At 40.9% G+C, this 26,985-nt stretch carries 24 protein-coding genes; 3 read left to right on the top strand and 21 right to left on the bottom strand.

Annotation, left to right across the window (positions count from 1 at the left end; all coding sequences use genetic code 11):
- Positions 1-80 precede the first annotated feature (80 nt).
- The 11 genes from gatB to HMPREF1517_RS02060 form a co-directional block, all read right to left on the bottom strand.
- Positions 81-1,523, bottom strand: a complete 1,443-nt coding sequence (gene gatB / locus HMPREF1517_RS02110; RefSeq protein ID WP_003018306.1) for an Asp-tRNA(Asn)/Glu-tRNA(Gln) amidotransferase subunit GatB — start codon at positions 1,521-1,523, stop codon at positions 81-83.
- Positions 1,523-2,989 carry an Asp-tRNA(Asn)/Glu-tRNA(Gln) amidotransferase subunit GatA gene (gene gatA, locus HMPREF1517_RS02105; RefSeq protein ID WP_037599145.1) on the bottom strand — a complete coding sequence of 489 codons (1,467 nt, stop codon included), beginning with the start codon at positions 2,987-2,989 and terminating at the stop codon, positions 1,523-1,525. The genes gatB and gatA overlap by 1 nt, the downstream gene beginning before the upstream one ends.
- Positions 2,989-3,291, bottom strand: a complete 303-nt coding sequence (gene gatC, locus HMPREF1517_RS02100) for an Asp-tRNA(Asn)/Glu-tRNA(Gln) amidotransferase subunit GatC (protein WP_002884769.1) — start codon at positions 3,289-3,291, stop codon at positions 2,989-2,991. The genes gatA and gatC overlap by 1 nt, the downstream gene beginning before the upstream one ends.
- Positions 3,292-3,430: 139 nt before the next feature.
- Positions 3,431-4,903, bottom strand: a complete 1,473-nt coding sequence (locus HMPREF1517_RS02095) for a glycosyltransferase (protein WP_037599144.1) — start codon at positions 4,901-4,903, stop codon at positions 3,431-3,433.
- Positions 4,884-6,182 carry an accessory Sec system glycosyltransferase GtfB gene (locus tag HMPREF1517_RS02090; RefSeq protein WP_037599143.1) on the bottom strand — a complete coding sequence of 433 codons (1,299 nt, stop codon included), beginning with the start codon at positions 6,180-6,182 and terminating at the stop codon, positions 4,884-4,886. The genes HMPREF1517_RS02095 and HMPREF1517_RS02090 overlap by 20 nt, the downstream gene beginning before the upstream one ends.
- 50 nt (positions 6,183-6,232) lie before the next feature.
- Positions 6,233-7,114 carry a glycosyltransferase family 2 protein gene (locus HMPREF1517_RS02085; protein ID WP_037599142.1) on the bottom strand — a complete coding sequence of 294 codons (882 nt, stop codon included), beginning with the start codon at positions 7,112-7,114 and terminating at the stop codon, positions 6,233-6,235.
- A 3-nt stretch (positions 7,115-7,117) separates the two neighbouring features.
- Positions 7,118-8,326, bottom strand: a complete 1,209-nt coding sequence (locus tag HMPREF1517_RS02080; RefSeq protein ID WP_037599141.1) for a glycosyltransferase — start codon at positions 8,324-8,326, stop codon at positions 7,118-7,120.
- 218 nt (positions 8,327-8,544) lie between these two features.
- Positions 8,545-9,984 (bottom strand): 6-phospho-beta-glucosidase, encoded by a 1,440-nt coding sequence (locus HMPREF1517_RS02075; protein WP_037599140.1) that lies wholly within the window; start codon positions 9,982-9,984, stop codon positions 8,545-8,547.
- A gap of 156 nt (positions 9,985-10,140) precedes the next feature.
- A complete protein-coding gene (locus HMPREF1517_RS02070) occupies positions 10,141-10,692 on the bottom strand; it encodes a cysteine hydrolase family protein (RefSeq protein WP_014634960.1) in 552 nt (183 codons plus the stop codon).
- 65 nt (positions 10,693-10,757) lie between these two features.
- On the bottom strand, positions 10,758-11,543 hold the full coding sequence (gene codY, locus HMPREF1517_RS02065; RefSeq protein WP_002884784.1) for a GTP-sensing pleiotropic transcriptional regulator CodY: 786 nt from the start codon (positions 11,541-11,543) through the stop codon (positions 10,758-10,760).
- A gap of 267 nt (positions 11,544-11,810) precedes the next feature.
- Positions 11,811-13,025: a pyridoxal phosphate-dependent aminotransferase gene (locus tag HMPREF1517_RS02060; protein WP_004183315.1), complete on the bottom strand. Its 1,215-nt coding sequence runs from the start codon at positions 13,023-13,025 to the stop codon at positions 11,811-11,813.
- 363 nt (positions 13,026-13,388) lie between these two features.
- On the opposite strand from HMPREF1517_RS02060, the gene HMPREF1517_RS02055 reads away from it, so the two are divergent.
- A complete protein-coding gene (locus HMPREF1517_RS02055; RefSeq protein WP_002891687.1) occupies positions 13,389-13,841 on the top strand; it encodes a universal stress protein in 453 nt (150 codons plus the stop codon).
- 78 nt (positions 13,842-13,919) lie between these two features.
- Here HMPREF1517_RS02055 and HMPREF1517_RS02050 read toward each other — a convergent pair whose 3' ends face one another.
- From HMPREF1517_RS02050 to HMPREF1517_RS02035, 4 genes are all read right to left on the bottom strand, one after another.
- Positions 13,920-14,672 (bottom strand): hypothetical protein, encoded by a 753-nt coding sequence (locus tag HMPREF1517_RS02050; RefSeq protein ID WP_002891688.1) that lies wholly within the window; start codon positions 14,670-14,672, stop codon positions 13,920-13,922.
- Positions 14,673-14,741: 69 nt separating this feature from the next.
- Positions 14,742-15,542: a pyruvate formate-lyase-activating protein gene (gene pflA, locus HMPREF1517_RS02045; protein WP_002891689.1), complete on the bottom strand. Its 801-nt coding sequence runs from the start codon at positions 15,540-15,542 to the stop codon at positions 14,742-14,744.
- 186 nt (positions 15,543-15,728) lie between these two features.
- Entirely contained in the window at positions 15,729-16,463 is a 735-nt protein-coding gene (locus HMPREF1517_RS02040) for an LPXTG cell wall anchor domain-containing protein (RefSeq protein ID WP_037599139.1), read from the bottom strand.
- 354 nt (positions 16,464-16,817) lie between these two features.
- Complete coding sequence (locus tag HMPREF1517_RS02035; RefSeq protein ID WP_037599138.1) at positions 16,818-18,149, bottom strand: hemolysin family protein; 1,332 nt, start codon at positions 18,147-18,149, stop codon at positions 16,818-16,820.
- 109 nt (positions 18,150-18,258) lie between these two features.
- On the opposite strand from HMPREF1517_RS02035, the gene HMPREF1517_RS02030 reads away from it, so the two are divergent.
- Positions 18,259-19,041: an ABC transporter ATP-binding protein gene (locus tag HMPREF1517_RS02030; protein ID WP_037599137.1), complete on the top strand. Its 783-nt coding sequence runs from the start codon at positions 18,259-18,261 to the stop codon at positions 19,039-19,041.
- A gap of 98 nt (positions 19,042-19,139) precedes the next feature.
- Here HMPREF1517_RS02030 and HMPREF1517_RS02025 read toward each other — a convergent pair whose 3' ends face one another.
- Positions 19,140-20,303: a hypothetical protein gene (locus HMPREF1517_RS02025; RefSeq protein ID WP_037599175.1), complete on the bottom strand. Its 1,164-nt coding sequence runs from the start codon at positions 20,301-20,303 to the stop codon at positions 19,140-19,142.
- 256 nt (positions 20,304-20,559) lie between these two features.
- Between HMPREF1517_RS02025 and HMPREF1517_RS02020 the strand changes: the two genes are divergently transcribed.
- Complete coding sequence (locus tag HMPREF1517_RS02020) at positions 20,560-20,880, top strand: hypothetical protein (protein ID WP_037599136.1); 321 nt, start codon at positions 20,560-20,562, stop codon at positions 20,878-20,880.
- Positions 20,881-20,970: 90 nt separating this feature from the next.
- Here the strand turns inward: HMPREF1517_RS02020 and HMPREF1517_RS02015 are convergent, their stop codons facing one another.
- The 5 genes from HMPREF1517_RS02015 to HMPREF1517_RS01995 form a co-directional block, all read right to left on the bottom strand.
- On the bottom strand, positions 20,971-22,959 hold the full coding sequence (locus HMPREF1517_RS02015; protein ID WP_037599135.1) for an LPXTG cell wall anchor domain-containing protein: 1,989 nt from the start codon (positions 22,957-22,959) through the stop codon (positions 20,971-20,973).
- Between the two features lie 150 nt (positions 22,960-23,109).
- Positions 23,110-25,176, bottom strand: a complete 2,067-nt coding sequence (locus HMPREF1517_RS02010) for a cation:proton antiporter (RefSeq protein ID WP_037599134.1) — start codon at positions 25,174-25,176, stop codon at positions 23,110-23,112.
- Between the two features lie 8 nt (positions 25,177-25,184).
- Entirely contained in the window at positions 25,185-25,427 is a 243-nt protein-coding gene (locus tag HMPREF1517_RS02005; protein WP_002891697.1) for a hypothetical protein, read from the bottom strand.
- The gene (locus HMPREF1517_RS02000; RefSeq protein WP_037599133.1) at positions 25,424-25,972 is read right to left on the bottom strand and encodes a tRNA (mnm(5)s(2)U34)-methyltransferase; all 549 of its coding nucleotides are present in this window, start codon (positions 25,970-25,972) and stop codon (positions 25,424-25,426) included. The genes HMPREF1517_RS02005 and HMPREF1517_RS02000 overlap by 4 nt, the downstream gene beginning before the upstream one ends.
- Positions 25,969-26,913 (bottom strand): TIGR01212 family radical SAM protein, encoded by a 945-nt coding sequence (locus HMPREF1517_RS01995; protein ID WP_037599132.1) that lies wholly within the window; start codon positions 26,911-26,913, stop codon positions 25,969-25,971. Before HMPREF1517_RS01995 ends, HMPREF1517_RS02000 begins: the two co-directional genes overlap by 4 nt.
- Positions 26,914-26,985 lie beyond the last annotated feature (72 nt).

Below are 26,985 nucleotides of genomic sequence, written 5' to 3'. Positions count from 1 at the left end.
AACTCCTAACGAGTCGATTCGTAGGAGTTTTTGTATACCCTGCAAAGAAAAAACCAACCTTTCGGCTGGTTGTTTATCTATTACTCTTCTTTCAACTTAGCCAATTCTTGAGCAAGTAGCTTGAGGGCTACTTGTGGGTTGGCTTGGCCTTTGGTTGCTTTCATGAGGAAGCCGGTGAAGGCCTTGTCAGCGTTACGTTTACCTGACTTGAAGTCGGCTACGGCTGCTTCATTGTCTGCAAAGACTTGGTGGATGATTGGGATCAAGACTTCAGGATCTGAAATCTGTACCAAACCAGCTTTTTCAACGTATTCACGCGCACCGCCACCGTTTTTCGCCAAGTGAACGAAGACTTTCTTGGCAATCTTAGATGAAATGGTTCCATCTTCGATGATGGCAATCATTTCGACCAAGTTTTCTGGTGTCAACTTGATTTCTTCAAGCGTTTTGCCTTCTGCGTTCAAGAATTGCGCGACTTCACCTTGGAGCCAGTTAGACACTTGTTTGGCATCTCCACCAAGGGCTACAGCTGCTTCAAAGAAGTCAGAAGTAACTTTCGTCGCTGTCAATTGGTTGGCATCATAGTCAGACAAACCAAGCTCTGCCACGTAGCGAGCACGACGGTCTTTTGGAAACTCTGGCAACTCAGTACGCATTTCCTCAATCCACTCATCTGAGATCTCAAACAATGGAAGGTCTGGTTCTGGGAAGTAACGGTAATCCGCTGCTCCTTCTTTGACACGCATAAGGATAGTACTCTTGTTGGCTTCATCGTAACGGCGTGTTTCTTGACGAATGACACCACCTGAACGCAAGATTTTCGCTTGGCGTTGCACTTCGTATTCAAGACCTTTACGGACGTTTGAGAAAGAGTTCAAGTTTTTCAACTCAGTCTTGGTACCAAATTCCTCTTGACCATATGGGCGAAGGGAAATGTTGGCATCTACACGCATAGATCCTTCTTCCATCTTGACGTCTGAAATACCTGTGTACTGGATGACTTCTTTCAAAGCTGTCAAATAAGCGTAGGCTTCTTCTGGAGAACGCATGTCCGCTTCAGATACGATTTCAATCAATGGAACCCCTTGACGGTTAAGGTCTACGTAAGAGAATCCATCTGTTCCGTGCGTGTTCTTACCGGCATCTTCTTCCAAGTGGGCACGTTCAATCCCGATTTTCTTAGTTGAGCCGTCTTCCAATTGCACTTCAATCCAACCGTTGTAACCGATTGGCTCGTCAAATTGCGAAATTTGGTAGGCCTTTGGATTATCAGGGTAGAAATAGTTCTTACGGTCAAAGTGCATGTGCTGATGGATATCCATATTCAGCGCCAAAGCAGCCTTGATACCAGCATCTACAACACCCTTGTTCAAGACAGGAAGCACCCCTGGGAAAGACCAGTCAATCACATTGGTATTGGCATTTTGCTCGTTCCCAAAGTGGGCAGAGGTTGGTGAGAAAATTTTTGAGTTTGTATTCAATTCAACGTGGACTTCAAGTCCGATGACTGTTTCAAAATTCATTAATTGTCACCTCCGAAAATAAGGGGTTGTTGCTTGTGGTAATCCGTCGTTGCTTCAAAGGCAGCTGCAGCTTGGTAGATTGTTTCTTCAGAATACTTAGGACCAATCAACTGCAAACCAACTGGAAGACCTTGCGCAAAACCTGCAGGAATCGAAATCCCTGGAAGACCTGCCAAGTTGACTGGAATGGTCAAGAGGTCAGCCAGGTACATGGCAACCGGATCATGGTTGAGCGAATCCAAATCAAAGGCCACGCTTGGAGCTGTTGGACCAAGGATAAGGTCGTAATCCGCAAAGACTTTTTCGAAGTCTTGGATAATGAGGGTACGGACTTGACCAGCTTTCTTGTAGTAAGCATCGTAGTAACCAGATGACAAACTAAAGGTACCAAGCATGATACGGCGTTTGACCTCATCGCCAAAGCCTTGGCTACGAGTGTTCACGTAGATATCATCCAAGTTTTTAGCATCTTCCGCACGGAAACCATAGCGAATACCGTCGAAACGCTGCAAGTTTGAAGAAGCTTCAGATGAAGCGATGATGTAGTAAACGGCAACCCCGTATTTAGAGTGAGGCAAGCTGACTTCTTCGACAGTTGCTCCCAATTTTTCAAAGTGTTTGGCCGCATTAAGGATGGTTTCTTTGACTTCTGGGTCGATCCCTTCACCGAGGTATTCCTTAGGAAGGGCAATCTTCATCCCTTTAATGTCTTGACCAATCTTAGAAGTAAAGTCTGCTACACGAACAGGTGCAGAAGTTGAGTCCTTGGCATCTTCGCTGGCAATGACATTGAGCAATTGGGCATTTTCCTTAACCGTTGGTGAGAAAGTACCAATTTGGTCAAGTGAGCTACCAAAAGCAATGAGACCAAAGCGTGAAACTGTTCCATAAGTAGGTTTGAGACCAACAATCCCGTTAAAAGCAGCCGGTTGACGGATGGAACCACCTGTATCTGAACCAAGAGACAAACGGACTTGACCTGAAGCTACAGCTGCAGCAGAACCACTTGAAGATCCACCAGGCACCTTGCTGTGGTCCCAAGCGTTTTTAGTCGCGCCATAGTAAGATGTTTCACCAGATCCACCCATGGCAAATTCATCCATGTTGGTCTTCCCGATGACAATCATATCTTTGGCTTTGGCATTGGCAACAGCTGTCGCATCAAAGATTGGCTCGTAGTTATAGAGCATTTTTGATGCCGCAGTGGTCAAGATGCCATCTGTTGAGATATTGTCTTTGACTGCGAGTGGAATACCTGACAAGAGGTTGTCTGCATCGATTCCTTTTTCATCAATGGCCTTAGCTTGTGCAAGGGCAGCTTCTTCAGCCACCGTTACAAAGGCATTGACTGCTTCTTCACGCGCCTTGATATCATCAAGCGTCGCTTGTGTCAATTCCGTTGCCGAGATTTCCTTAGAGACAAGGAGGTCGTGCAACTCTTCAATGGTTTTATTGTTGAATGACATTAGGCATCTCCTCCATCTTCTAGGATAGCTGGTACCTTGATGTAGTAGTTATCTTTTTCAGGTACATTTTTAAACAAGCGGTCACGGTCAGTCCCTTTTTCAGCAACATCCGGACGCAATACGGTCTTGCGATCAGCCATGGTCGTTGTTGGGGCAACACCTGTTGTGTCCACTTCTTCCAACAATTCCACCATGTCGACAATTTTAGACAAGGTTGTCGCAAACTCAGCTGTCTCTTCTGGAGAGAATTTCAATTTTGAAAGATTGGCAACGTGGGTTACCTCTTCTTGCGTAATTTTCATCTTGCTTCCTTTCGTGAAATGATGATTTTTCAATACCCTCTATTTTACCATAATTTAGCCTATTTTGCTTGGAGGATAAAAAAACTGTAGTAACTTTTTTGTCACTACAGTTTACAGAGATAGAGCTTTTTCAAAACACTTATCGTATGGCTATCAAGAGCTTTCTCCAAGCCTCTAGAATTTCAGGTTTCAAATACTGTTTTGCCAGGTCATATGAAACTTGGTGCATAGACTCAAGATCACTCTCTAAGGCAAATACAATTTTATCCGCCATCTGAGAAACAAGCAGGTCCTCATCCATAGTCTCGCTATAAGTAACCAGATAGCCATTCTCACCATCTTTGATGAAGGTTGGATTGCCGTAACGGGCATCAAAACCAACCAGGGCTAAACCTGCTCCTACCGCTTCCATCAGGGTCAAACCAAAGGTCTCCCACTGAGAGGTAGTGACATAAAGTTCATACTGAGGGTAGACGTCACGCAAATCCGCATGTCCTCTAAGTTGGATGTAATCATTCGCCCCTAAAGTATCAATTAGATCTTGTAGATTCTCTTGCTCCCCACCTTTACCGTAGATGTCAAAGCGAAGGTTAGGCTCTTTTTGATGGGCAAGGGCAACGGCTCTTATAGCCAAATCCAAGCGTTTACGTGGGTCCAATCGCGAAGCCGTCATCAAACTAAGAGGCTTCCTCTGCTCCTCTGGAAAACTAAGCTTATCCAAATGTCCCACTGCTAGGGCATAAATAGCGGCGTCTGTGACACCTTGCTTTTGCAGGGTATTTTCTAAAACAGCCTTTTGTGCTTCAGTAGCTGTGATAAAGAAGTCAAAGCGTTGGGCGTACTTAAAGATGTAATAATACTCATAGTAGAGGTCACCATTTTCAAACTCATGCTCTGAATGAAAAACAAAACCTAGCTTTGCAGGTGAGTCCAGTTCATAAATCGGTCGCATAAATTCCATCAAGGAAGCCCTATCCAGCAACAAGGTATCCTCAGCTGTCAAAGGAAGCCTTGCTAGAAAACGACGCATGACCTCTGTCTTGGTCACTAAAATCTCAGTGCCCAGCCTATATAACCAACTGGCTCCTTGCTTGAGTTCTTCAAAGGCAATGCGACCATCTTTATTATGATAACTTCTTCGGATGATGATGCCTTTTTCAAAGTATTCTGTGACTAATTTACTTGTTCCATACCACTCACGCTTCAATAGCATACCATTGACGTGGTAGTCTACATACCGCACACTACCCTTTTGGTAGGAATCCATCTTGAAGACTAAAGAGGTCCCATCAGAACAGGCATATACAGACTCTATTTCGCTTTGGCTCTTCAAGTCTAGACGTGTCAACTTAAATTTTTGCTGCAGGGCCCCCACTGTCAAAGATGGGATATGACTGCCTTGATCTGTAAAGCTAAGATAGGCATGGAGGAGTTCTTCGTAGCGGTGCCCCAAAGAAAGATAATAATCTAATTTATAGGGTTGTGGCCATGTCGTAAAGACGAATTTAGCTGGCTTATTTAATTCACGTAGCATCAAAGCTCTAGACGCCTGAGCCACATCGACACCATTAGGTTCATAGCCCACCAATAGGTTAAAGGTGTAAATCGTCATCTTTTTCCCCCTCCATTCTAGTAAAGAAAGCTAAGATTTCTTCCCTCTCAGCGAGTTTCAAAACCTCTTTCTGACTTTCAAGAGCCTTAGGGTAAAACTCTGCTTGCTGTATAAGTTGTCGGAACCCCTGCTCTAGTTCCTCTAAGGAAGTATAGACCGTTGGTAAGTCCTTATAGTAGTGACGATGAACCGTTGATTCTAAGCCAAAAAGCAACTGCCCATTTTCAATCGCATCCAAAGTTACATCAGACACTTCACTTCCATAATTCAAGTCTAAATAAATGAAACAATTCCTTAGTAGCTCTTGATATTTCTCCTGACGAATTCCTGGATAAAGATGGACATTTCTCTTATCTTCGAGACAAGTCAACTTTGGTCCCATACTAGTTTGAGCTCCGATATGAAAGTCAATATCCGGGAAAGCATCAACTAAGTCAGCTAGGCCCTCAATATTTTCAGAAGCAGTCATCACCATGGCTTGAGGAGCAAAGGTTTTAATCTCTCTCTGTTCCGCACCAGCTAAATAAATCATGCCTGACTTACGTTCCTCTTGAGGATAATAATTAGTAATCAAAACATGATTCACTTGATTTTGAATAAACTCAAGACCATCATGACTGTCGGAACAGTAGACCAAGCCACCAGAGTTCAGGGTCTGCAAGACTGGGATTAGATTGGAATCCATACAGATGATAGCTTCGTCTGACTTGAGGACCTGAGCCAAAACAGACTTGGTCAATTCTTCCCTACCTGAGAATATCCTATCTCTTCCTTCAGCGCCCTGATCAATCAGGTAACCATCTTGAATATAGTGAAGCAAGACCTCTTCTTGGTTACGATTAAAGTAAATATCCATCATGCCTTGCCCCTGATCATCCAGAAGACGCTGTTTGGTCCGCCAACCATAGCGATTATAGTCGTCTATCGCAAGGACTTTTTCCCCTTGTCCAAACCATTGGACTTGTTTGACCGTACGTTCTTTAAGATTTTCACGAAAAATGATACTGGCACGACGGTCTTGACCATCAAAAATATAGGTTGTAATCCCTAAAGTCCACAACTCCCAATAAAGGGGAACAGACAAATCATTAAAGAAGAGAGGTTTGCCTTGATAATCTTCTTCAGAGGAATAAATAAATGATGATGCTAAACTAATGGTATTCTCATCAAAATCGGTTTCGAAATTCGGGTAAAAGACACGAGACTGAATACCAAAGGAATCTAGTAATCTTCTCAGTTTTTCGGTTGCCTGACTGGGTTCTTGTGCAATAATTAGCATACTTATCCTTTCTGACTGCTTTAAGCAATAAATAGCCTAACCCTCAACCTTTATTGCTCCAAAAATCTCAAGTTAACCTGCGCCGTCTTATAGGTCTCAGTATCTTGAAGATTAGCTTCTTCCATCTTTTCAATCGCCCGTTTTAGACGCGTCTTATAAATATAACGGTGCCAGGTCAAATCATAGCCCAACATACCTAGCAAAGCTAGTTTTTCATTCTTAGCTTCCATCTCATCTAAAACACGCTTCTCAGTCCAGACCTGTGACAGCGTATCCTTACGACCCACTCGGTACCAGTAGATACATTTCTCAGTATGAACCACACGATTGGCCTTTAACAAGAGTTTGTACATCAGGAAATTATCTTCAACATTTTTACCGACAGGAAAACGAAGGTCCTCGAATAAGGAAATCTTGTAGAGTTTCATCATGGCACATGCCCAAGCCATATCTCGTGTCTCTTGAATGGCATCCTGATTTATGATGTCTCTTCCTTCATAGAGGGTTTCAGAATAATCGTTCTCCGTTACCTTAATCAAAAACTTACTTGTACTCTCATTGAACAAGTTATAGTTGGCAATAGAAACATCTGCTTCATACTTTTTAAGCTGAGTGTATAAGGTCTCCACATAATCCTCTGTTACCCAGTCATCTGGGTCTACAAAAGTGATGTAATCACCTGTGGCTAGGTCAATCCCTGTATTTCGAGCTGCAGATAAGCCCCCATTAACTTGTCGCACATAGCGAATACGTTGGTCTCGCTTGAAAAATTCCTTGCAAATCTCCTCTGAATTGTCAGGAGAACCATCATTGACAAGAATGATTTCAAGGTTTGGATAAGTCTGATTCACTATCGTTTCCAAACACTGCTTCAGGTAAGCTTCCACATTATAAATGGGAATCACAATACTCACTACTTCTTTATTTTCCATGGTCTATCTCTCAATCGTATCTATATAGTCTCGAACTACCTCTACCATTTGGTCTACTTGGTCATTCTTGAACACTTGATTTTTTCCAGTGTGGTCATGATTGGTCCCTTCAAAAGAGAAAATTGGAAGCCCCAACTGATGAATCGTTTCTGTGATATGATCAACCTCGTCAAATGGGTTGATATCCAAATAAAAATCTATTTTTTCCAAAACCTTTCGACTGGTCAATGGATCAAAGGATGGATAGAGAATAAGGTTTGGATACTGCTCCAATTTCACCAAATTAAACCCGAAATGAGAATGAGCCAAAACATGAAAAGCTACATCTGGAAGAGCCTGCAGTAAATGTTCCAATTCAAAGATGTCTGCCGTATTAGTATAAATAGCCGTATGGTAAGGAAAATCACCTACCATATCACTAAAGCTAAGCTTTAAGGATGGCTTTCTCAATAAGATGTCTTCCCAAGATAGGGCATAATAAAACCACCAAATATCTCTGAAACGGTTGAAACGCTTAGAGGTCCAAGGTTTATTGTGAGAGGTGTAATGAATAACCGCTGGCACCCCTTTAAAAACATCATACCAATCCAAGTCCCCATATCTGTACTGATCCTTGTCAGAGCCTACTTGGAGATTATAAGTCCATGGAAGTTGGTGCCAGGCGTCTTTAAAATAAAGATTCAAAATCCCTTGATCGCCATAAACATTTTGATGATGTTCCTTAGTTAATTCAAAAAGAGACTCTGTCACCTTGTGTTGTCGCCACCAATCGATGTCAATAATCATCAAACCAGCATTAAAACCTTCTGTCGTCGTCGGACGATCCACTACCGCTCCAATGCCAAATTCGTTTAAATCTACTTCAAAAAGTGGTGACAAATCCTGCGTAAAAATCATATCACAATCCAAATAGAGAACACGATCTTCTTGAACAAACTCAGGAATCGCATAACGGAAAAAAGTCGCATAATGAATATGCGCACTTGGAAGCGAAAATTGTTTAAAGCTTTCTGCAGACACACGACAATTAAGAATTTCAGAATCAATAGCTTCTAAACGACGATTCATCAGCGTAAACCATTCTGTTGGTAAATTCTCATTTAGCACATAAATTTTCCACTGCCCTTTATGTGCACACAAAGATTTAAGAGCTACCTCTAACTTTTCCATATAGGATAGCTCAGCTACAAATACAACTGATTTTTTACCCATGTTTTCTTCCTCTCAAACTCTAACAAGAATATCATTTTTTAGAAAACATTACAATTTCTATCCCTTACAAAAAAAGCCAACCCTAAGGCTGACTTTAAATGGAGATCAATTTTCTCTTAGTGCTCCTTATATGCGTAAAACAGGATTCAGACTAGCACATAGCTTAGAACACCCAACACCTCTCAACTCATAGATGTCATTAGTCGAGAACTCACACCCTATTCTACAGAGGCACCGTTACTTGCGATAACTTCTTTGTACCAGTTAAATGATTTCTTCTTAGAGCGTTTAAGACTACCATTACCATCGTTATCTCGGTCCACATAGATGAAGCCATAACGTTTCTTCATTTCACCAGTTCCAGCAGAAACAAGGTCGATACAGCCCCAGGTTGTGTAGCCCCAAAGCTCTACACCATCTTCATTAATAGCATCACGCATAGCCTTGATGTGGGCTGCCAAGTAGTCGATACGATAATCGTCTTCAACATAGCCATTTTCATCTGGCGTATCCACAGCACCAAGACCATTCTCAACGATAAACATTGGTTTTTGGTAACGATCCCAAATAGCATTGAGGGTAATACGAAGGCCTAGTGGGTCAATTTGCCAGCCCCACTCTGAAGCTTCCAAATAGGGATTTTTAATAGAGGCAAAGATATTTCCAGCAGTCTTTTCATTAACTTCTGGATCACCTGAAGCCACACGACTTGCATAGTAAGAGAAGGAAATAAAATCAACAGTATGCTCTTTAAGAAGGGCCAAATCTTCTTCCGTCATCTCAAGCTCAATGCCATCACGTTCCCACTGTTTCTTAGCATAATTTGGATACTCTCCACGAGCTTGAACATCAGTAAAGAAATAGCTACTACGGTCTTCTTGCATAGCTGCCCAGTAGTCACGTGGATGGGCTGTATTTGGATAATATTGACCTGCTGCCAACATACAACCGACCTTATTTTCAGGGTCAATCTCATGAGCCAATTTCGTCACCATAGCTGAGGCTACCAACTCATGGTGAGCAGCCTGATATTTAACCTGCTCCTCATTCTCACCCTCTTCAAAGCAGAGTCCTGCTCCCATAAATGGGGCATGGAGAATCATGTTGATTTCATTGAAAGTGAGCCAGTATTTAACCAAACCTTTAAAGCGTGTGAAAAGGGTACGGCAAAGATTTTCATAGAAGCCAAGCATCTTACGATTACGCCATCCTCCATACTCGGTAATCAAGTGCATTGGACAATCAAAGTGTGTGATCGTCACCAAAGGTTCAATGCCATGCTTGTGACATTCCTTGAAGAGGTCCTCGTAAAAGGCAAGCCCAGCTTCATTTGGCTCAGCCTCATCACCCTTAGGAAAAATACGTGACCAAGCAATAGAAAGACGATAGGTCTTAAAGCCCATTTCACCAAAGAGAGCAATATCTTCCTTGTAACGGTGGTACATATCGATACTTTCCTTGGCCGGATAAAAATAACCATCCTCAAAATCAAACATCTTGCGACGTCCAGTGATAATGGAAAGGCGATCCTCACCAATTGGCACCACGTCAACATTGGCTAAACCACGCCCATCAGCATCATAGGCCCCCTCACATTGGTTGGCTGCTGTCGCTCCGCCCCACAAAAATCCATCAGGAAAAGTCATTTTTTTAGTCATTGTTCTACCTCTTTATGATTCAAGATTATTTCAGTAATAGTATATACTAATCTGGAATCGTTTTCTTATAGTAAACTACGAAAAACTGATACTATCCTATGATTTTAGACAAAAAACGAGAGTAGGATGTATTCCCACTCTCAATCATAAATCTTCTTACTCCACAATTGTTGCTCCAAGCACATTCTTAAAATGCCCGATAGCAAAGTCATGAGCTTCAGGCGTCAAGGAGGCTGTTGCACTCTCTACGACCTCGATATCATAGCCTAAATTATAAGCATCAATAGCCGTATGTAACACACAAATATCTGTTAAAACTCCCGTCAAAACAACTGTCGTCACACGACGCTCACGCAAACGAATATCCAAATCTGTTCCTGAAAAAGCCGAATAGTGACGTTTGTCCATCCAAAAGACACGATGATCATCCTTGATGGCATCATATACACTAGCTAACTTACCATAAAGTTCTCGCCCAGATGTCCCTGCAATATTGTGAGGTGGAAAGAGTTTAGTCTCAGGATGGAAGGTATCTCCTTCATCATGTCGATCCATGGCAACAAAGATATAATCCCCATTGTCATAGGCTTCTTGAGTTACCTGAGCAATGCGGTCTTCAATGGCTTGGGCAGGCTTTCCAGCCGTCAACTTCCCATCATCTGCCACAAAATCATAAGAGTAATCAATTGATATCAATGCCTTTGTCATATTACTTTCTCCTTTAAAAAAAGTGGGGCAAGTTCCTCCTACCTCACTTTCTTTCAGTATTCTTCTTATTCGTATTCTTTCAATTTATCGTAGATACCTTCGTTAAGGACTTTAAGATAAGTCCCTTTCATACCGAGTGAACGGCTCTCAATAATACCAGCTGATTCCAACTTACGAAGGGCATTAACGATAACTGAACGTGTAATTCCGATACGGTCAGCGATAACAGACGCTGTCAAGCGACCTTCCAAACCGTCCAACTCATTCAAGATAGCTGATACTGCCTTGATTTCTGAGTAAGACAAGGTATTGATAGCCATGTTAATAGCTGTTTGTTTACGAATTGTTTCTTCCAAGTTCTCTGTTTGAAGATTCAACAACTGCAACCCAACTACTGTAGAGGCAATCTCAACCAAGATAAGATCTTCATCTACAAAGTCATGATCGTTACGCCAAATGATGAAAGAACCAAGACGCATACCACCACCATAGATAGGGGCAATTGTAGTCAAACCATCTGGGAAGTCGTCTTTTGATTCCACAGGGAAAATGGTCAAGTCACTGTCAATACCAATGTTTTCTTGAGTGTCATAAACACGGCTGATACCACGTGTGTATTCTTCTGGAAGTTGTTTGGCTTCAAAAAACTCTTCCACACGATCATTGTTGGTTTTGTACTTCATGGCAAAACCAAGGAGAGCACCACCACCATTAACGATAGCAGCGTTACAATCAATGATATCCGCCAATTGAGCAGCCATATTGTTATATGGAAGATCTCCTTCCAAGCTGTCTACTGAGCGTTGCAAGATAGATGTAATTTTACGTGTTTTAGCCAGCAAATTTGCCATATTTATTGTCTTCACTTTCTATTGTAATCATAATAATATCAAGCCTTGTACTAATCTTCTGCGTCAAGACCTACTAGCCCTATCATTATAGCACACTTAACCCAGAAATTGCAAACAATTGTCTGAAAATTATTTATTATTTTACTATTCATTATATTATGTATATTATGGCATTTTTAGGAAAAACGTTCGGATTTTACTCAAATACATCCCCTTTTTAGAGACAATAAAAACTGGACAAGCCTTTTTGTCCAGTTTTTTAAGAAATTAACGCTTGTAATATGACAAGACTCGTTCGATTTTGTTACCGAGATCAGCCAACTCTTCAACACGAGGAAGGTAGACAATACGGAAGTGATCTGGTTCATTCCAGTTAAAGCCTTTACCTGGAACTAGGAGAACCTTCTCCTTCTTCAAGAGACGAAGACAGAATTCTTCATCATCTTCAATATCATACATGTTACGGTCAATCCTAGGGAAGATGTAAAGCCCTGCATCTGGCTTAACAGCTGATAGCCCTGGAATAGCGTTTACGGTATTCGTGATAAACTCACGTTGTTCATAGATACGCCCACCAGGAATCAAGAGCTCATCAACGGATTGGTAGCCACCAAGTGAAGTCTGAATAACGTGTTGAGAGAGCACGTTGGCACAGAGACGCATGTTAGCCAACATATTAAGCCCTTCAATATAGCCTTTGACATTCTTTTTAGGTCCAGAGAGAACCATCCAACCCACACGGAAACCACAGATGCGGTGAGACTTAGAAAGACCATTCATAGACACGCAGAAGACATCTGGTGCAAGACTAGCGATTGCAGTATGTTTCTTACCATCCATAACCAAGCGGTCATAAATCTCATCCGCAAAGATAATCAAATCATTTTGTCGAGCAATATCCACAATCTGTTCAAGAACATCCTTAGGATAGAGCGAACCTGTAGGATTATTGGGATTGATGACTACAATTGCCTTAGTATTTGATGTAATCTTTGATTTGATATCATCAATATCTGGATACCAGTTAGATTTTTCATCACATACATAGTGTACGGCATTACCGCCTGCTAGACTGACACAGGCTGTCCAAAGAGGATAATCTGGCATTGGGACCAAGACCTCATCTCCATCATCAAGCAAGGCCTGCATAGATATGGAAATCATCTCTGAAACACCATTACCAATATAAATATCATCAATATCTACATTTGGGAATCCCTTTAACTGGCAATACTGCATAATCGCCTTACGAGCTGAGAAAATCCCTTTACTATCCGAATACCCTTCACTGTTACGAACATTCATAATTAAATCACGAATGACTTCATCTGGTGCTGTAAAGCCAAATTCCGCAGGATTTCCCGTATTAAGACGAAGAATCTTTTCACCGTTAGCAATCATACGGTTGGCTTCATCCAAAACTGGTCCACGAATATCATAGGCAACGTGTTCCAACTTTGATGATTTATCAAATGTTTTCATAAGTTAATCCTTTCAAAAGATACTAAAAGCAGATACATCTAGTAGAAAATAAGAAAATTCAACACCTGATGGGGATTTCCACTTTTATTGACACCAACTTTATTTAGGCTCAGCCATTTGGTATCATTTCTGAAGACTTGTCTTCCTATTGTTTAATTATCATGTTTCTTACGAAGCTAATAACAGATTGTATTATACCTCTTTTTCATGCAATCTTCAATTTTTAGATAATACTGAAATCTTCACATTACTACGGACATCCTAAAGTAAGCAGTCAAAAAAAGATTTCAGAAAATCTATAACAACGCTTTCATTTTTTAGATTAAAGGAGTATAATAAAGCTAAAGATAGGAGGTAGAGCTTATGTCTCAACAATATGAACGTATTATGGTAGCTATCGACGGTTCTTACGAATCAGAACTGGCCTTTATTAAAGGTGTGCACGTTGCAAAACGTAATAATGCTCAGTTACTATTGGTACACGTTATCGATACACGCGCCCTTCAAAGCGTTGCGACTTTCGACTCTTATATCTATGAAAAACTAGAAGACGAAGCTAAAGCTGTTTTGGCTGACTTTGAACGCCAAGCCAGAGAAGCTGGTTTAACCAAGATTCGCAAAGTTATTGAGTTCGGTAATCCTAAGAGCCTCTTGGCTGTTGATATCCCTGATAAGGAAAATGTTGACCTTATTATGGTTGGTGCCACTGGTCTCAATACTTTTGAACGCTTGCTTATTGGTTCATCTTCTGAATACATTCTCCGTCACGCAAAAGTTGACTTGCTCATTGTTCGTGACTCTGAAAAAACACTTTAGTCACCTCTCACAAGCACCTCTGGTGCTTTTTTCATATGAAAAAGAACCGAGATTTTAACTCTCAGTTCTTTTTTTGTTCTATTTTTCAGACTTTGCTGATTCAGACATCACTTCTGACTCTGAAGTTGACTGGCTTTCTTCGACCAAGTCTTCACTAGCAGATTGACTTGAGGCACCTGCTTGCTCCAAAGCAAGGCTAGTTGAAAGGCTCTCACGCTCTGCTTCCTGACTAAGGCTAGCTTCAACAATCATGAGTTCCTTTTGACGTTCTGTTTCACGAAGGTATTCACGTTCTTCTAGCTCTTCCTGGCGACGTCTTTCCTGCTCAAGTCTTTGAGCTTTTTGACGCTCACGCTTAGCATGACGTTTTTGCGTCTCATCAATCAAGACTTTAGTGTTGTCTTTAATATGCATCCACTTAATAAGACGAACCAAGAGTCTCCATAGGAAAACAATTATCGATTCTGCGAATAGAAGAATCTCAACCAGAATAACACCTAGCAAGCTCCAAGCCATGAAGAGTGTAATCAATAATTGCGTGAAAATCTTCTTCAAGTCACCCAAATGATTGTTGTGAATATTAAGAGTCTCAAGGAAAAGATCTAAAATTCCTTGCAAGAGGTGTGATTTAACAGATTTGTCTCCCTCTAAGCTCAAGTCCGTTTGAACTTCTGCTGGAGTAACAACGGTCAAGTCCCCATCTTGGTAGACATCAATACGGTCTCCTAATTTTATATCAAAATCAAAAAGCTTGCGATCTATTTTCTTAAGTCGCCCGTCAGGATGACTGAGATAAACAAAGTCATCATCAAATTTTAAAATACGAAACATAATTTACCTGCTCTTTATTGCTCCTTAAATAATAGCAAAGTTAAAAAGCCCTTGTCAAGAGCTTCTTTTTCAATCCAAGGTTTTAACACCGATACGATTTTTATACTCTTGATACGTTTCAGTGTGCATGAGAGCTTTGGCATTTTTGACCCGATCTGCTGTTGGTGGTTTGACCCCTTCCAAAGGATATGGAATACCGAGCTCACGCCATTTGAACTCACCCATTGTATGGTAGGGAAGGATTTCAAATTTATCAACATTTTTCAAGGTCTTTACAAACTCGCCGAGCTTAATCAAGTGTTCGTCAAAGTCTGTCAAACCAGGTACCAAGACATGGCGAATCCAGACTGGAACTTGTTTATCAGACAGATATTGAGCAAATTCCAAGATATTCTTATTAGGTTGACGGGTCACAAACTTGTGTTGTTCAGGATCAATCTCTTTGATATCCAGTAGAACCAAGTCAGTTACAGCCAAAAGTTTGTCAACAACTTCATGATACTCAGGAGTATTGCGGTAAGCAAACCCACAAGTATCAAGCGTACAGTGAATTCCTAGCTTCTTAGCCTCTGTAAAGAGGGCAGTGACAAAATCAATCTGAAGCATGGCCTCACCACCTGATACAGTGATACCACCATGCTCACCCCAGAAATGACGGAAACGAAGAGCCTCATCTAAGACATCTTCAACCGTACGTTCAACAGCCTTATTTGACTCCATAGCCCAAGTATCTGGATTATGACAATATTGGCAACGCATCTTACAGCCTTGCATGAAAACAATAAAACGGATACCCGGACCATCTACGGATCCAAAACTTTCGGTTGAATGAACAAGTCCAGTCACCTGACTGTAATCAATTTCTGCCATGGCAGCCTCCTTGTAAACGCTTTTTACATGTTTTTATTATACCTCTTTTATCGGAAACATGCTCCATATCTGCCTGAATTCAAGCAAAGGTTATACTATAATACATCTAAAATTAAATGATATCTATACTATACCAGAAGAAAAACAAAAAAACTGGAAAAATCCAGTCTTTTATCATCTATATTATTAGGCACGTTTCTTAAGACCCAAAAAGGCTGCAACAGCAAGGAAGAATGTTCCTGCCAATGTCAAGATTACTGTTGATGCTTCACCAGTCTTAGGAAGTGTAACTTCCTTACCTTTAGCATCTTTACCAGTCAATGTACCGTCAGCATTCACTTTGAATCCTACTGCTTCAGGAGCGACGACACTTGTTGTACCATCAGTGTTAGCGATGACAATTTGGCTGTTTTGTGTAGACACAATTGTTTGACCAGCTGCAGTGACAACTGGAGCTGTTGGCGTTACGGTAACAACAGGTTGTCCATTAACGTTCACTGCTGGAGTTTCAGGAGTTTGTGCTGCTTCACTTGTCCCTTTATCAGTTGGTGAGGCCGGTTCTTCTGTCTTATCGGCTGGTTTCTCAGTTGGTTTATCAGCTGGTGTTGTAGATGAATCAGCTGTTGGAGCCGGTGTCGCAGGTGTTTCTGGAGTTGCTGGTGTTGTTGGTTCAGCTGGTACTTCAGGAGCTGTAGGTGTTGTTGGCGTTGCCGCACCTGTGTTTGAATCATTGCTACGAGCCAAGTCACCATCACTTGGGGCTGTTGAAGGACCTGTTGCTGCACGATCTGTCGTTGGTTGTGTAAGAACAGCATCATTTGTCGCAATACCGTCGTCCGCAAAAGAAGTTACTGGTACAAAAGCTCCTAGGGTAAGGGTGAGTAAAAGCAAGCTACTATATATAGATTTTTTAGAAGCCATTAAGATTCTCCTTTTTTTCATTTATCAGTTAATTTATATTCTACCATAAAAAAGTAATAAAAGACTGTTTTAATTAAAATCTTATTTATTTTTATTCTAAATCTATCAATACGCTAAAATATGTTAGAGTATCTCCAAAATTATAGTTCCTTTTATGACAAAGTCTAGCAGTTTGGATAGGTAAAAAAGGCTTTATAACGTACTTTATAGGCATTTTCTAATCTTATTATTTTGATAAGCGGATATTCCAAGATAGATAAGAAAAAGAACTTTCACTCATAATGAGAGAAAGTGCCTAATTAGTAAATAGTCGCTTTTAAGTTTCAATATTTTCTAATAAAAACATGTAGAAAACTATTCTTCTGCCTCTTCTGGAGCTGCCGTGATGATTACCTTAAGTTTGGTTACGCGACCATCCTTAACCTTATCATTGATAAATTCGAGGTGTTTGTCCTTGTTGATAACTGCATAGTGTTCCTTAACTTCTTGAGTTGGGATGGCCCCCACACCAGTCAAATAATAACCTGCGATAGTATCAACGTCATCACTCTCAAGTTCTGTATCAAAATGTTCATTGAAGTCATTAAGAGTCATAGCTCCTTCGACAATATAAGTATTCTCACCAATTTCACGAACTTCCACACTAGTTTTATCTGTTTCGTCGTCAATCTCACCAACGATTTCTTCCAAAAGGTCCTCGAAGGTAACAAGACCAGCAACACCGCCGTATTCATCAAGCAAGATAGCCATCTGATTATTGGTGTTACGAAAGGCCGCCAAGAGATCATCTACGAAGATAGTCTCTGGAACAAAGAGAGGTTCGTTCATGATTCGACGAAGTTTGATATTTTCAAAACCAAGTTCAAAACCTGCTTTTAGAAGGTTTTTAGTATGAATGACACCGATAATCTTATCCTTGTCATCCTCGTAAACTGGGATACGAGAGAAACTTTCCTTGAGAATAGCTTGGATATTTTCTTGAGTATTGTCTTCGATATCAATCATGAAAGCATCGGTACGAGGGACCATAACCTCACGTGCCATCAATTCATCAAGAGAGAAAATCCCCTGGAGCATTTCAATTTCTTCAGCCTCAAGTGTATCTTCACTCTTGGCCAACATGTACTCAATCTCATCCCGAGTCATCTGCTCATCCGCATCATCAAAGGTCATAGGCGTCAAATGAGACACAAGATTTGTCGATGCTGAAAGAATCCAAACAAAGGGACTAACAATCTTACCAGTAACAATAATAACTGGTGCTGAGTAGATGGCTAGATTTTCCTTGAGGTTCATAGCAATACGTTTAGGATAAAGTTCCCCAAAAACAATCGAGATATAGGTCAAGACAACCAAAGAAATCATGCTACCTGCTGTCTTAGCCCAGGCTGCATGACCAAACCAAGTCGCTATCACTGCACCTAGTGAAGCGGAGAGACTAGCCCCTTGTAAGAGACTGATAAAGGTAATACCAACTTGAATGGTTGATAAGAAGTTATTTGGATTTTCAAGAACCTTGAGCAGGCGAATAAATTTCTTGTCGCCTTCTTCAGCCTTTTGTTCCACACGTGAACGGTTTAGTGATACTAAAGCCATCTCTGATGCTGAGAAAAATGCCGTAAGCAAGGTTAATATTAGTAATAAAATAGATTGAAATAATAAGGACTGACCACTGGAGTCTTCCATTTTTTCTTCTCCTCTAAAAAAATTCTGACTTCCATTATATCACAATTTCCCAATATAGGTTCCTATTTTATGCTATAATTAGAGTAATTTATCATCGAAGGAGAGACTTATGTCACTTATACGCTTAGAAAATGTCAGCTTGGCCCGCCAAGGAAAAACACTTTTGTCTGGCCTTAACTGGACAGTTGAAAAAGGTCAAACTTGGGCTATCCTGGGACTTAACGGTGCTGGAAAATCAACTCTCTTACGTTTGTTGACAGCTGAATTCTTCCCTTCTGAGGGAAAGGCTGAGATACTAGGCTACACCTTTGGGAATGGAGACATCACAGGTCTTCGTCAACATATCGGTATCGTCAGCTCCTTCATCACTGAGCGTCTTCCTCAACATATGACAGCTGAAAAAATCGTCCTTACTGGTAAATACAAGAGCTCAATCCTCTACAAGGCATATGGGGATAAGGAGTTGCAAGAAGCCAAGGACATGCTGACCTCACTTGGTGCTGGAGATTTGATAGGTCGTAAATACCATGGCCTGTCTCAAGGAGAAAAACAAATTTGTTTGATTGCTCGCAGTCTCATGGAAGATCCTGACATCATTATCCTTGACGAAGCGACTGTTGGCTTGGACCTATTTGCCCGCGAAAAACTCTTACGTCAGATTGACCGTATCACCTCGCTTCCACATGCTCCATTGGTTCTTTACGTCACCCACCACGCTGAAGAGATTACTGAAAAAATGGACCACATTCTCCTACTCCGTCAGGGAAGAATCGTGGCACAAGGACCAAAAAACGATATTATCACACCGGAAGTTCTAGCTGACTTCTACCAAAATCCTGTTCAAATTATCCCAATCGACGACCATCGTTTTTACATTAACCCTCTTTTATAGAGACAAGTCATAAATTAACTTGATTTAGAGCCAATTCTAAAACAACATCAAAACAACAAGTCCCCCAGATAATGTCTAGGGGACTTGTTCTTTTATCACTACTCCTCTTTTATTTTCGATACGCCGTACAAAATTAAGGCTGGAACGATGAGCTGTTCTATAGAGCTTCTTGCAACTAAAATAAATAACATAGCAACTATATATAGACGGTTTTTGTCAGCAGTTCTTATGGCATTTGGAAGCATCACAGTAGGAATAATAATTAATGGAATCATCACGATGAAGTACATAAACCAACCGATACCTGCTAAGGGATTGGTTTCATCAGTAGGATAATTGAAAACTGCAATTATATTAAAAACTAAATTCCTCAAGGATAGAATAAAAGCTGTCCAAAGCCAAGGAGAATGAAGACTTTGAGGATTTGGTTGTCTTTGGCTCTCCGCATAATCATAAACCTTACGCTTTTCAATGACTGGTTTGGTTCTTTTCTCCACCAGCAGATCATCTTCACTCAACTCAAACCCATACTTCTTCTGCCATTTTTCAACTAGTGTGGAAGTGTTGCCGTTTGTACGATAGACAAGATAGGATGATACTACTAGTAGAAAAAGAGAGACATCAGTAATGATATGGTCAACCAAGAAACCATAAACCAACTCAAGTAAACTAGTAACTATGATAAGGATTGAAGAAATTCTTAATTTCTTTTGGTTTTCTTCAGTCATCAATATAAGGAGTAGGAAGATACTTGCACACTCTAATATTGGATACAGTATGTAAGTAAGACTACTTAAATCATCTAAATCAATATTTATATAGTGTGTGCTCCATACCACAGCAACCATCCCTAATCCAAGAAGGGGAACAGAGGACTGCCAAGCTGACGAACTCTTAAGAGAGGCTAAGAGTGTTGGAAGCTCTGTCTTCCTAATCGTAATGACAAGCCAAATTAGGCACATAATAGTTAAAACTGGGGAAACCAACCAAGGCTTAAAAATGGAAGCCGGTATGATGAAATAGGTAACTAGCTGACAAATATGGAAGGCAAGCACAGCTAAGACGCCCTCAGCTTTCCACTTGTCCTTCAAAAGCCTAAAAACAAACCAGACTAAAAAGAGTTGCTGTGGAAATTGAGAACTTAGTAAGGATACAGAATTGAGCGTTTCATACTCAAAATGCAAACCATAAGACCTAAGCATAGAAAGAGCTAACAATACTTCAAAAAAGATAAGTATATAATACCAAGTTTTTCTGGACATACAACTACCCCACCTTTCATTTAATCTTAGAGAAAACATCTTTCAATATCATTATACTCCTTTTTATGTAAGCGTTTTACCTTTACAGTAAATCATTTCCACTTTTCTTTACTTGATTACAAAACAGTCCTTTTTGACCGAATAGATTCTAGAATTAACCACATAGACAAATGATATTGTCCGCAAGTTAACCTTTTGATAACTTAGTAGGTGTTAAAACAAAATATCTTTCAGACATAGAAAACGAGGTAAAAACATGACTAAAGTAATAGGCTTTGGATTAATCGGTACAGCAGTAACAGTTATCATTTACAGTATTCTCAGCTTCCCAAAAATGGAGGTATCCCTTTGGCCACTCTTTCCAGTCGCTCTTTTTGCTTTCTTTGCAATAGAAAATCTTATCAAAAAAGATTATAAATCTAGCCTCATGAGTACTTTGATTGGTTTAATGATTGCTAATGCAATCTATGACTTGCTCCCTATCTCAAACAGTATCCTGATTGTTGCAGGAATCCTAACATGCCTAGGACTGGGCTTTCTTTTTCCAAACCACGATAATGAAAAAGAGAGACATTAAAAAAACGAGGAATCCGTTTATGTAAAAACAGATTTCTCGTTATTTTTTTCTACTTATAGTCTTACTATTAACTTGACTATTAGCACTTATCTATTTTGAACGTCTGTGACGACCTTTGTAAACTAAACTTGTCAAACCAAGTCCTACCAAAACCATACCTAGCATACCAACTTTAGTGTTTGTATCTCCTGTTTTTGGTAAATCGTGACCTGTCAATTTTCCATCAGCTTCCGATTTAATTCCTGCATTACGTGTTTGTGTAGATGAAGAAGTGACAGAATTCATGGAATGAGTGTCTTTTGAAGTCACTAGACTAGTCGCCGGCGTTGTGCTAACTGCAGGAGCTTCACTAGTAGCTGGTGTTGTGCTAACCGTAGGAGTCTCGCTAGTAGCAGGCGTTGTGCTGTTCGCAGGTGCTTCACTAGTAGCTGGTGTTGTGCTAACTGCAGAAGCTTCACTAGTAGCCGGTGTTGTGCTAACTGCTGGAGTCTCACTAGTAGCTGGCGCTGTGCTGACCGCAGGAGCTTCACTTGTAGCAGGTGTTGTGCTGACTGCAGGAGCTTCACTTGTAGCAGGTGTTGTGCTAACTGCAGGAGTCTCACTAGTAGCTGGCGCTGTGCTTACAGCAGGAGCTTCACTAGTAGCTGGCGTTGTGCTGACCGCAGGAGCTTCACTTGTAGCAGGTGTTGTGCTGACCGCAGGAGCTTCACTAGTAGCAGGTGTTGTGCTAACTGCTGGTGCTTCACTAGTAGCAGGTGTTGTGCTAACTGCAGGAGCTTCACTAGTAGCCGGAGTAGTGCTGGTCGCTGGTGTAGAAGATGTATCGGTCACTTTAGGAGTACCATCTCCGTTATGAGTATGGTAGTCATACTGCCAAAATTCATAAAGCGTTTTACCAGCTTTTACTCTGTCATAGCTAACTTCGTAAAAGGATGGTGTACCGCTAATGACTGGAAAGGCTACGGCACCTTTACCGCCAAGTTTTAAATATTTTGTCTCACCAGGCTCTATCGTATATTCTACAGAACGCGAATCCTCACCAGTAAAATGATAAATAACAGTATAGGTTAACGGACCTTCAGACTGAGATGATGGTTTTGCAGATGGAGTTAAACTATCTTTAAATGCTGTCTCACTATTGTTCTTTTTATAAAGGAACATGGCCATTGGTGTTCCAGTATTATCAGTAACAAAATATGAGGAAGATAACATCAACGTATTATTAGGAATATCAGAACCAGTTTCGTATTTATTAGCGCTATCTAAAGTATAGCCTGGTATAGTTTTAGCGCTTACTGTTACCTGCTTATCCAAAGGTACATCAACAGTGTCATAAGGTGCGATATCAATTACTGCTGGAACACCATATTTACTATTTCTCTCAAAAACACCATAACGAACATGAAAAGAAATAGAATCTCCATGATGCCATGAAGGTCTAATGACTGGGTTCACGATAATGTTCCCTTCTACAGAAGGTTTATTTTTATAGTAGGTATATGTTATAGGATTGTCATCAAAATTAGGATGATTTAAAAGTGGACTATCATAAGGTATAACATCTCCAGGTTTAAAACTCTTTCCATCATCTGACGTGATTGTATAGTAAGAATACCTATAATCAGTTCCCTCAGGAATAACGAAGCGCCCATCTTCATTAGCGCCGTAGACACCAGTCCCCGATTGTTCGACACCACTATCTGTATGCTCTACATAAAGAAAGAAAAGTGACTTATCACTTGAATTTTCACTTGGCGTTGTACTTGTCGGTGAAACTATATCAGTTGGAGTTACTGCAAGACCTCCATCTTCTGAATATAAAGCACTTGTTTCAGGAGCTTCGCTATTTTCTGAAGCCAAAACTACTGCTGGTGCTTCACTCGTCGTTGGCATTGTACTAACGTTTTCGCTAGTAGCAGGTGTTATGCTTGGGACTTCACTCGTTTTTGGCGCCGTACTAGCAATTTCATCGGCATACACTTTTGAAGACGACTGACCGAATTGGGACTGTGCTACAGTCGCAACTGTAATAGCTGCAACTAAAACAATTCCATATTTAGAAAACTTATTAATAGACAAAATAAACCTCCAGAGGAACATTATATAATTTTTAGAAAAATGAATTCTTCGCTGAAATTATACCCCTAAAAAAACAAAAAGTCAATATTTTTTCTAAAAAATTGACTTTTTTGCTCATTTAGCTACAAGCTGTATACTCTAAACGCCTGCTTAAGCTCGACCTCGAGCCAAATTAATCATATCATAGGTTAAAGTGTTGCTAGTTTCTTTGAGAGAGTAATCCTCCAAAGTATTGACTTCCTTACGAAGCTGCTTGGCATAACGGCGAGAGATAAGCTCGGCCTGCTCGTACTCGTTAATAACCTTACGTTCCAAATAGTAGCCTCGTAACATTTCATCGATATTGTCTGGATGAAGGTGGGTGATAACCCGCTCAACAAAGGCACCTGATTGAATAATCTCAGCCTCTTGAAGTCGATTGCGCTTCAAATAAGACAAGAGATCTGAATGATAAACACCTTCCAGATTACTCAAGGCTTCTAAAATCTGCTCCGTATTTGTTAAATAAAGTTCAGCCATATGGTCACGGTTTTCTTCCGTCAACCTAGGCCCCCTCCTAGTTTCATCCTGATTAATACAAAACTTGAAAGTAAGAGCCAAGTGCAACAATCTACGAAGGCCACGCACAAAGACAGCTAGAGCGTAAGAAAGACTAGAGACAAAACCACGGTTAATACGACGCTCTAAGCTCTTGATATAACGTTGGTAGAGATTGTATTCGAGTTCTGAAATCTTGCCCTTCTTGTAGGCATATTCCAGACCCTCACTCTCAATTTCCATAATCATGACTCGGATATTGGCCAACTCTTCTTTGACATCATTTGATTCCTGCTCCAAGATTAAATCTTCCAAGCGTTGATTGTAGTTGTCAATAGTAGCATAGACAGCTCCTTGATTAGTTGACTGTTTTAGATCTTTTTCCAACTCACCGACCACATCATTAAGAATGGCAATCTGCATATAATGGTTGGTTGTGTGCGCTGGTCCAGTGGCTAGCTTAGGTAGGACTAAGATACCTGTTAAGAAACTTAATAAAGTGACACCCGCTACCGTAAAGAGCAAGAGACTATGTTCCAAAGCTGTCATATTGGCAACCGGAAGCAAAAGGATGGTTGCTATTGAGACCGTTCCTTTGACCCCAGAAAAGGTTAAAAGAGTTGCACCCTTCCAGATTTTTTTCAGTGATCGTTTGGCCCTCCAAGCTCTTTGGGCAAATACCGCACTAATCATAACAAAACGAATGCCAAACATGGTCGCTGTTAAAAGGACGATAGCAAGAAGCATCCAGAGATTATCGTAGGTAGTGCTACGCAGTACTGGGGCTGCTAGGGTTGGAAGTTCTGTTCCCAAGAGGAAAAAGACCATGCCATTAAGCATGAAGGTAATGGTTCCCCAAATCGTATGAGAAACACTATCCAACTTAGCATCAAAAACGGTGATTTTTTTAAAGCGACTGGCAAGTGAAATCCCTGCTACGACAACAGCAATAATTCCGGAAGCATGAATTTCCTCGGCTACAAAGTAAGAGGAAATCGGTAGTACCAACTCTAGTAAGAGAGCACCTGTGACATCTGCAGCATCCATATTGTCCAAAATGGTCAAAAAAAGACGATTAAGTAGGGCCGTAATCAAGCCAACTAAAAAACCACCAAGCACAGAAATAACCAAATTCCAGCTCGCATCAAGGAGGGAGAAAGCACCCGTTGTCAAAGCGGTCACCGCCACCTGAAAGGCAACCAAGCCAGAGGCATCGTTTAGAAGTCCTTCACCCTGCAAAATATAGCTAATCCACTTTGGAAAACTGAAACGTTTAGAAATAGCGGAATAGGCAACCAAATCTGTTGGTCCAAGGGCAGCACCGATGGCTAGGCAGGCAGACAAGGGTACCGAAGCAGGCAAGACGGCCTTAGCAAGATAACCGATTCCCAAGGTAGATACAAAGATAACTGGAAAAATCAAAAATAGAATAAGTTTCCAGTTACGTAAAATACTGGTAATATCACTTTCTTCACCCTCACGAAACAGCAAGGGAGCAATAATGAAAGCTAGAAAAAGTTCCGTTTCAAGCTCGAAAGCACGTTCCTTAAAAAGAAAACCGATACCCACTCCAAAAATAATTTGAATCAAGGGTAGGGGAAGACGTGGAAAGACACGATTAATAACGTTCGATAAAATCAAGCTGAAAAGAAGAACAAGCAAAGCTAACGATAGATGCATAGCTCCTCCTACCCTTCCTTATGACAACAGTTTGAGAATAGTTCTTTTTGCTTACTAATTTTTTTATCAATGGCAGTGACATCTTCCTTGGCTAAAAGTTTATGGCAACGTTCGACCTCAAGACTAGCTAACTTTTTCTTGATCTTAGCCGTTTTACGATTATCAACCTTTTTCAAAGTACCCTCGGCACTCTGCTTATCAATATATTTGGCCTGCATATCTGCAAGTTTTTCTTTAATATCTGTAATCATTGTAATTTCTCCAACATCACCAAAAATGGTGGGGTATTAATTTGATTAAGGGGTTGGTAAAGCATGGCTGTAAAATCACGCTGGTCCAAACCAATAACGTACTCTATCACAGCATCCTTCTCCATATCGCCACCATCATGACCGTAGTAAATCATAATAGCCAAGCGTCCACCCACCTCTAAGCGGTCAAGAATCTTCTCAATAGCTTCAAGAGTCGTGTGAGGTTTGGTGATGACACTCTTGTCTGCAGATGGCAGGTAGCCCAGATTGAAAATAGCTGCTCGAATAGATTCCGTGACATAATGGTCCAGATTTTCGTGACCATCTAAAATGAGTTCCGCATTTTCAATTCCCAGGTCTGACAAGCGTTGACTGGTCTTTTCAAGCGCCTGCTCCTGCACGTCAAAGGCATAAACCTTCTTGGCAAGGCCAGCCAGAAAGGCTGTATCATTGCCATTTCCCATGGTCGCATCGATAGCTATACTCTCATCATCCAGCACTTCTGCTAGAAAGTCATGAGATAGATGAATGGGGCGTTTAATCATGCTTTTTCCTCCTTGTCGCTAACTACTTTACACCCTTGCCATGAGTCACGACGTTCCATCTCTCTGTCAATGGCATTAAGGACTTCCCACTTGTTGAGACTCCACATAGGCCCAATCAGCATATCTCGCGGCGCATCACCAGTAATCCGATGAATGACGATATCCTTAGGGATGATTTCCAACTGGTCACAGATGATAGACACATACTCTTCCTGACTCAGCAATTTAAGACGCCCTTCGTGGTAGTCTCTTTGCATACGCGTATTGGTCATCAGATGGAGCAAATGGAGCTTAATTCCTTGAATGTCATTATCAGTCACACAACGGCGGACATTCTCCACCATCATCTCGTGAGTTTCTCCTGGCAAGCCATTAATCAAGTGCGATACAATTTCAGCCTTGGGCGCACGCTCACGCACACGCTTAACCGTCTCTACATAGAGATCATAGCTGTGTGCTCGGTTAATGAGCTCTGACGTTTCTTCATAAGTCGTCTGCAAACCAAGTTCAACAGTCACATGCATACGTTCTGTGAGTTCTGCCAGATAATCAATCACATCATCTGGCAAACAGTCTGGGCGAGTTCCGATATTGATGCCAACCACACCAGGCTCATTGATAGCCTGTTCGTAGCGGTCCTTGATAACTTCAAGCGGAGCGTGGGTATTGGTAAAATTTTGAAAATAAACCAGATATTTCTGAACTTCTGGCCACTTACGGTGCATAAAGTCAATCTCATGGTAAAACTGCTCACGAATCGGCGCCTCAGGAGCTACAATGGCGTCCCCAGACCCCGATACCGTACAAAAGGTACAGCCACCGTGAGCCACTGTGCCATCACGGTTGGGACAATCAAAGCCCGCATCTATAGGAAGTTTGAAAATCTTTTCGCCAAAAATTTCACGATAGTAATCATTGACTGTTCTATAACGTTTTTTCATAAAGACTATTATAACACTTTGATCTTAAAAAGAGAGTAAGACTAGGACAAAAATCATGGATTTCTGCCTGTC

The sequence above is a fragment of the Streptococcus sp. ACS2 genome, from assembly GCF_000525585.1.
In the GTDB taxonomy this organism is placed as follows: Bacteria; Bacillota; Bacilli; order Lactobacillales; family Streptococcaceae; genus Streptococcus.
The sequence above is the reverse complement of the archived record's forward strand: the minus strand, read 5'-3'. Positions and strand labels throughout refer to the sequence as shown.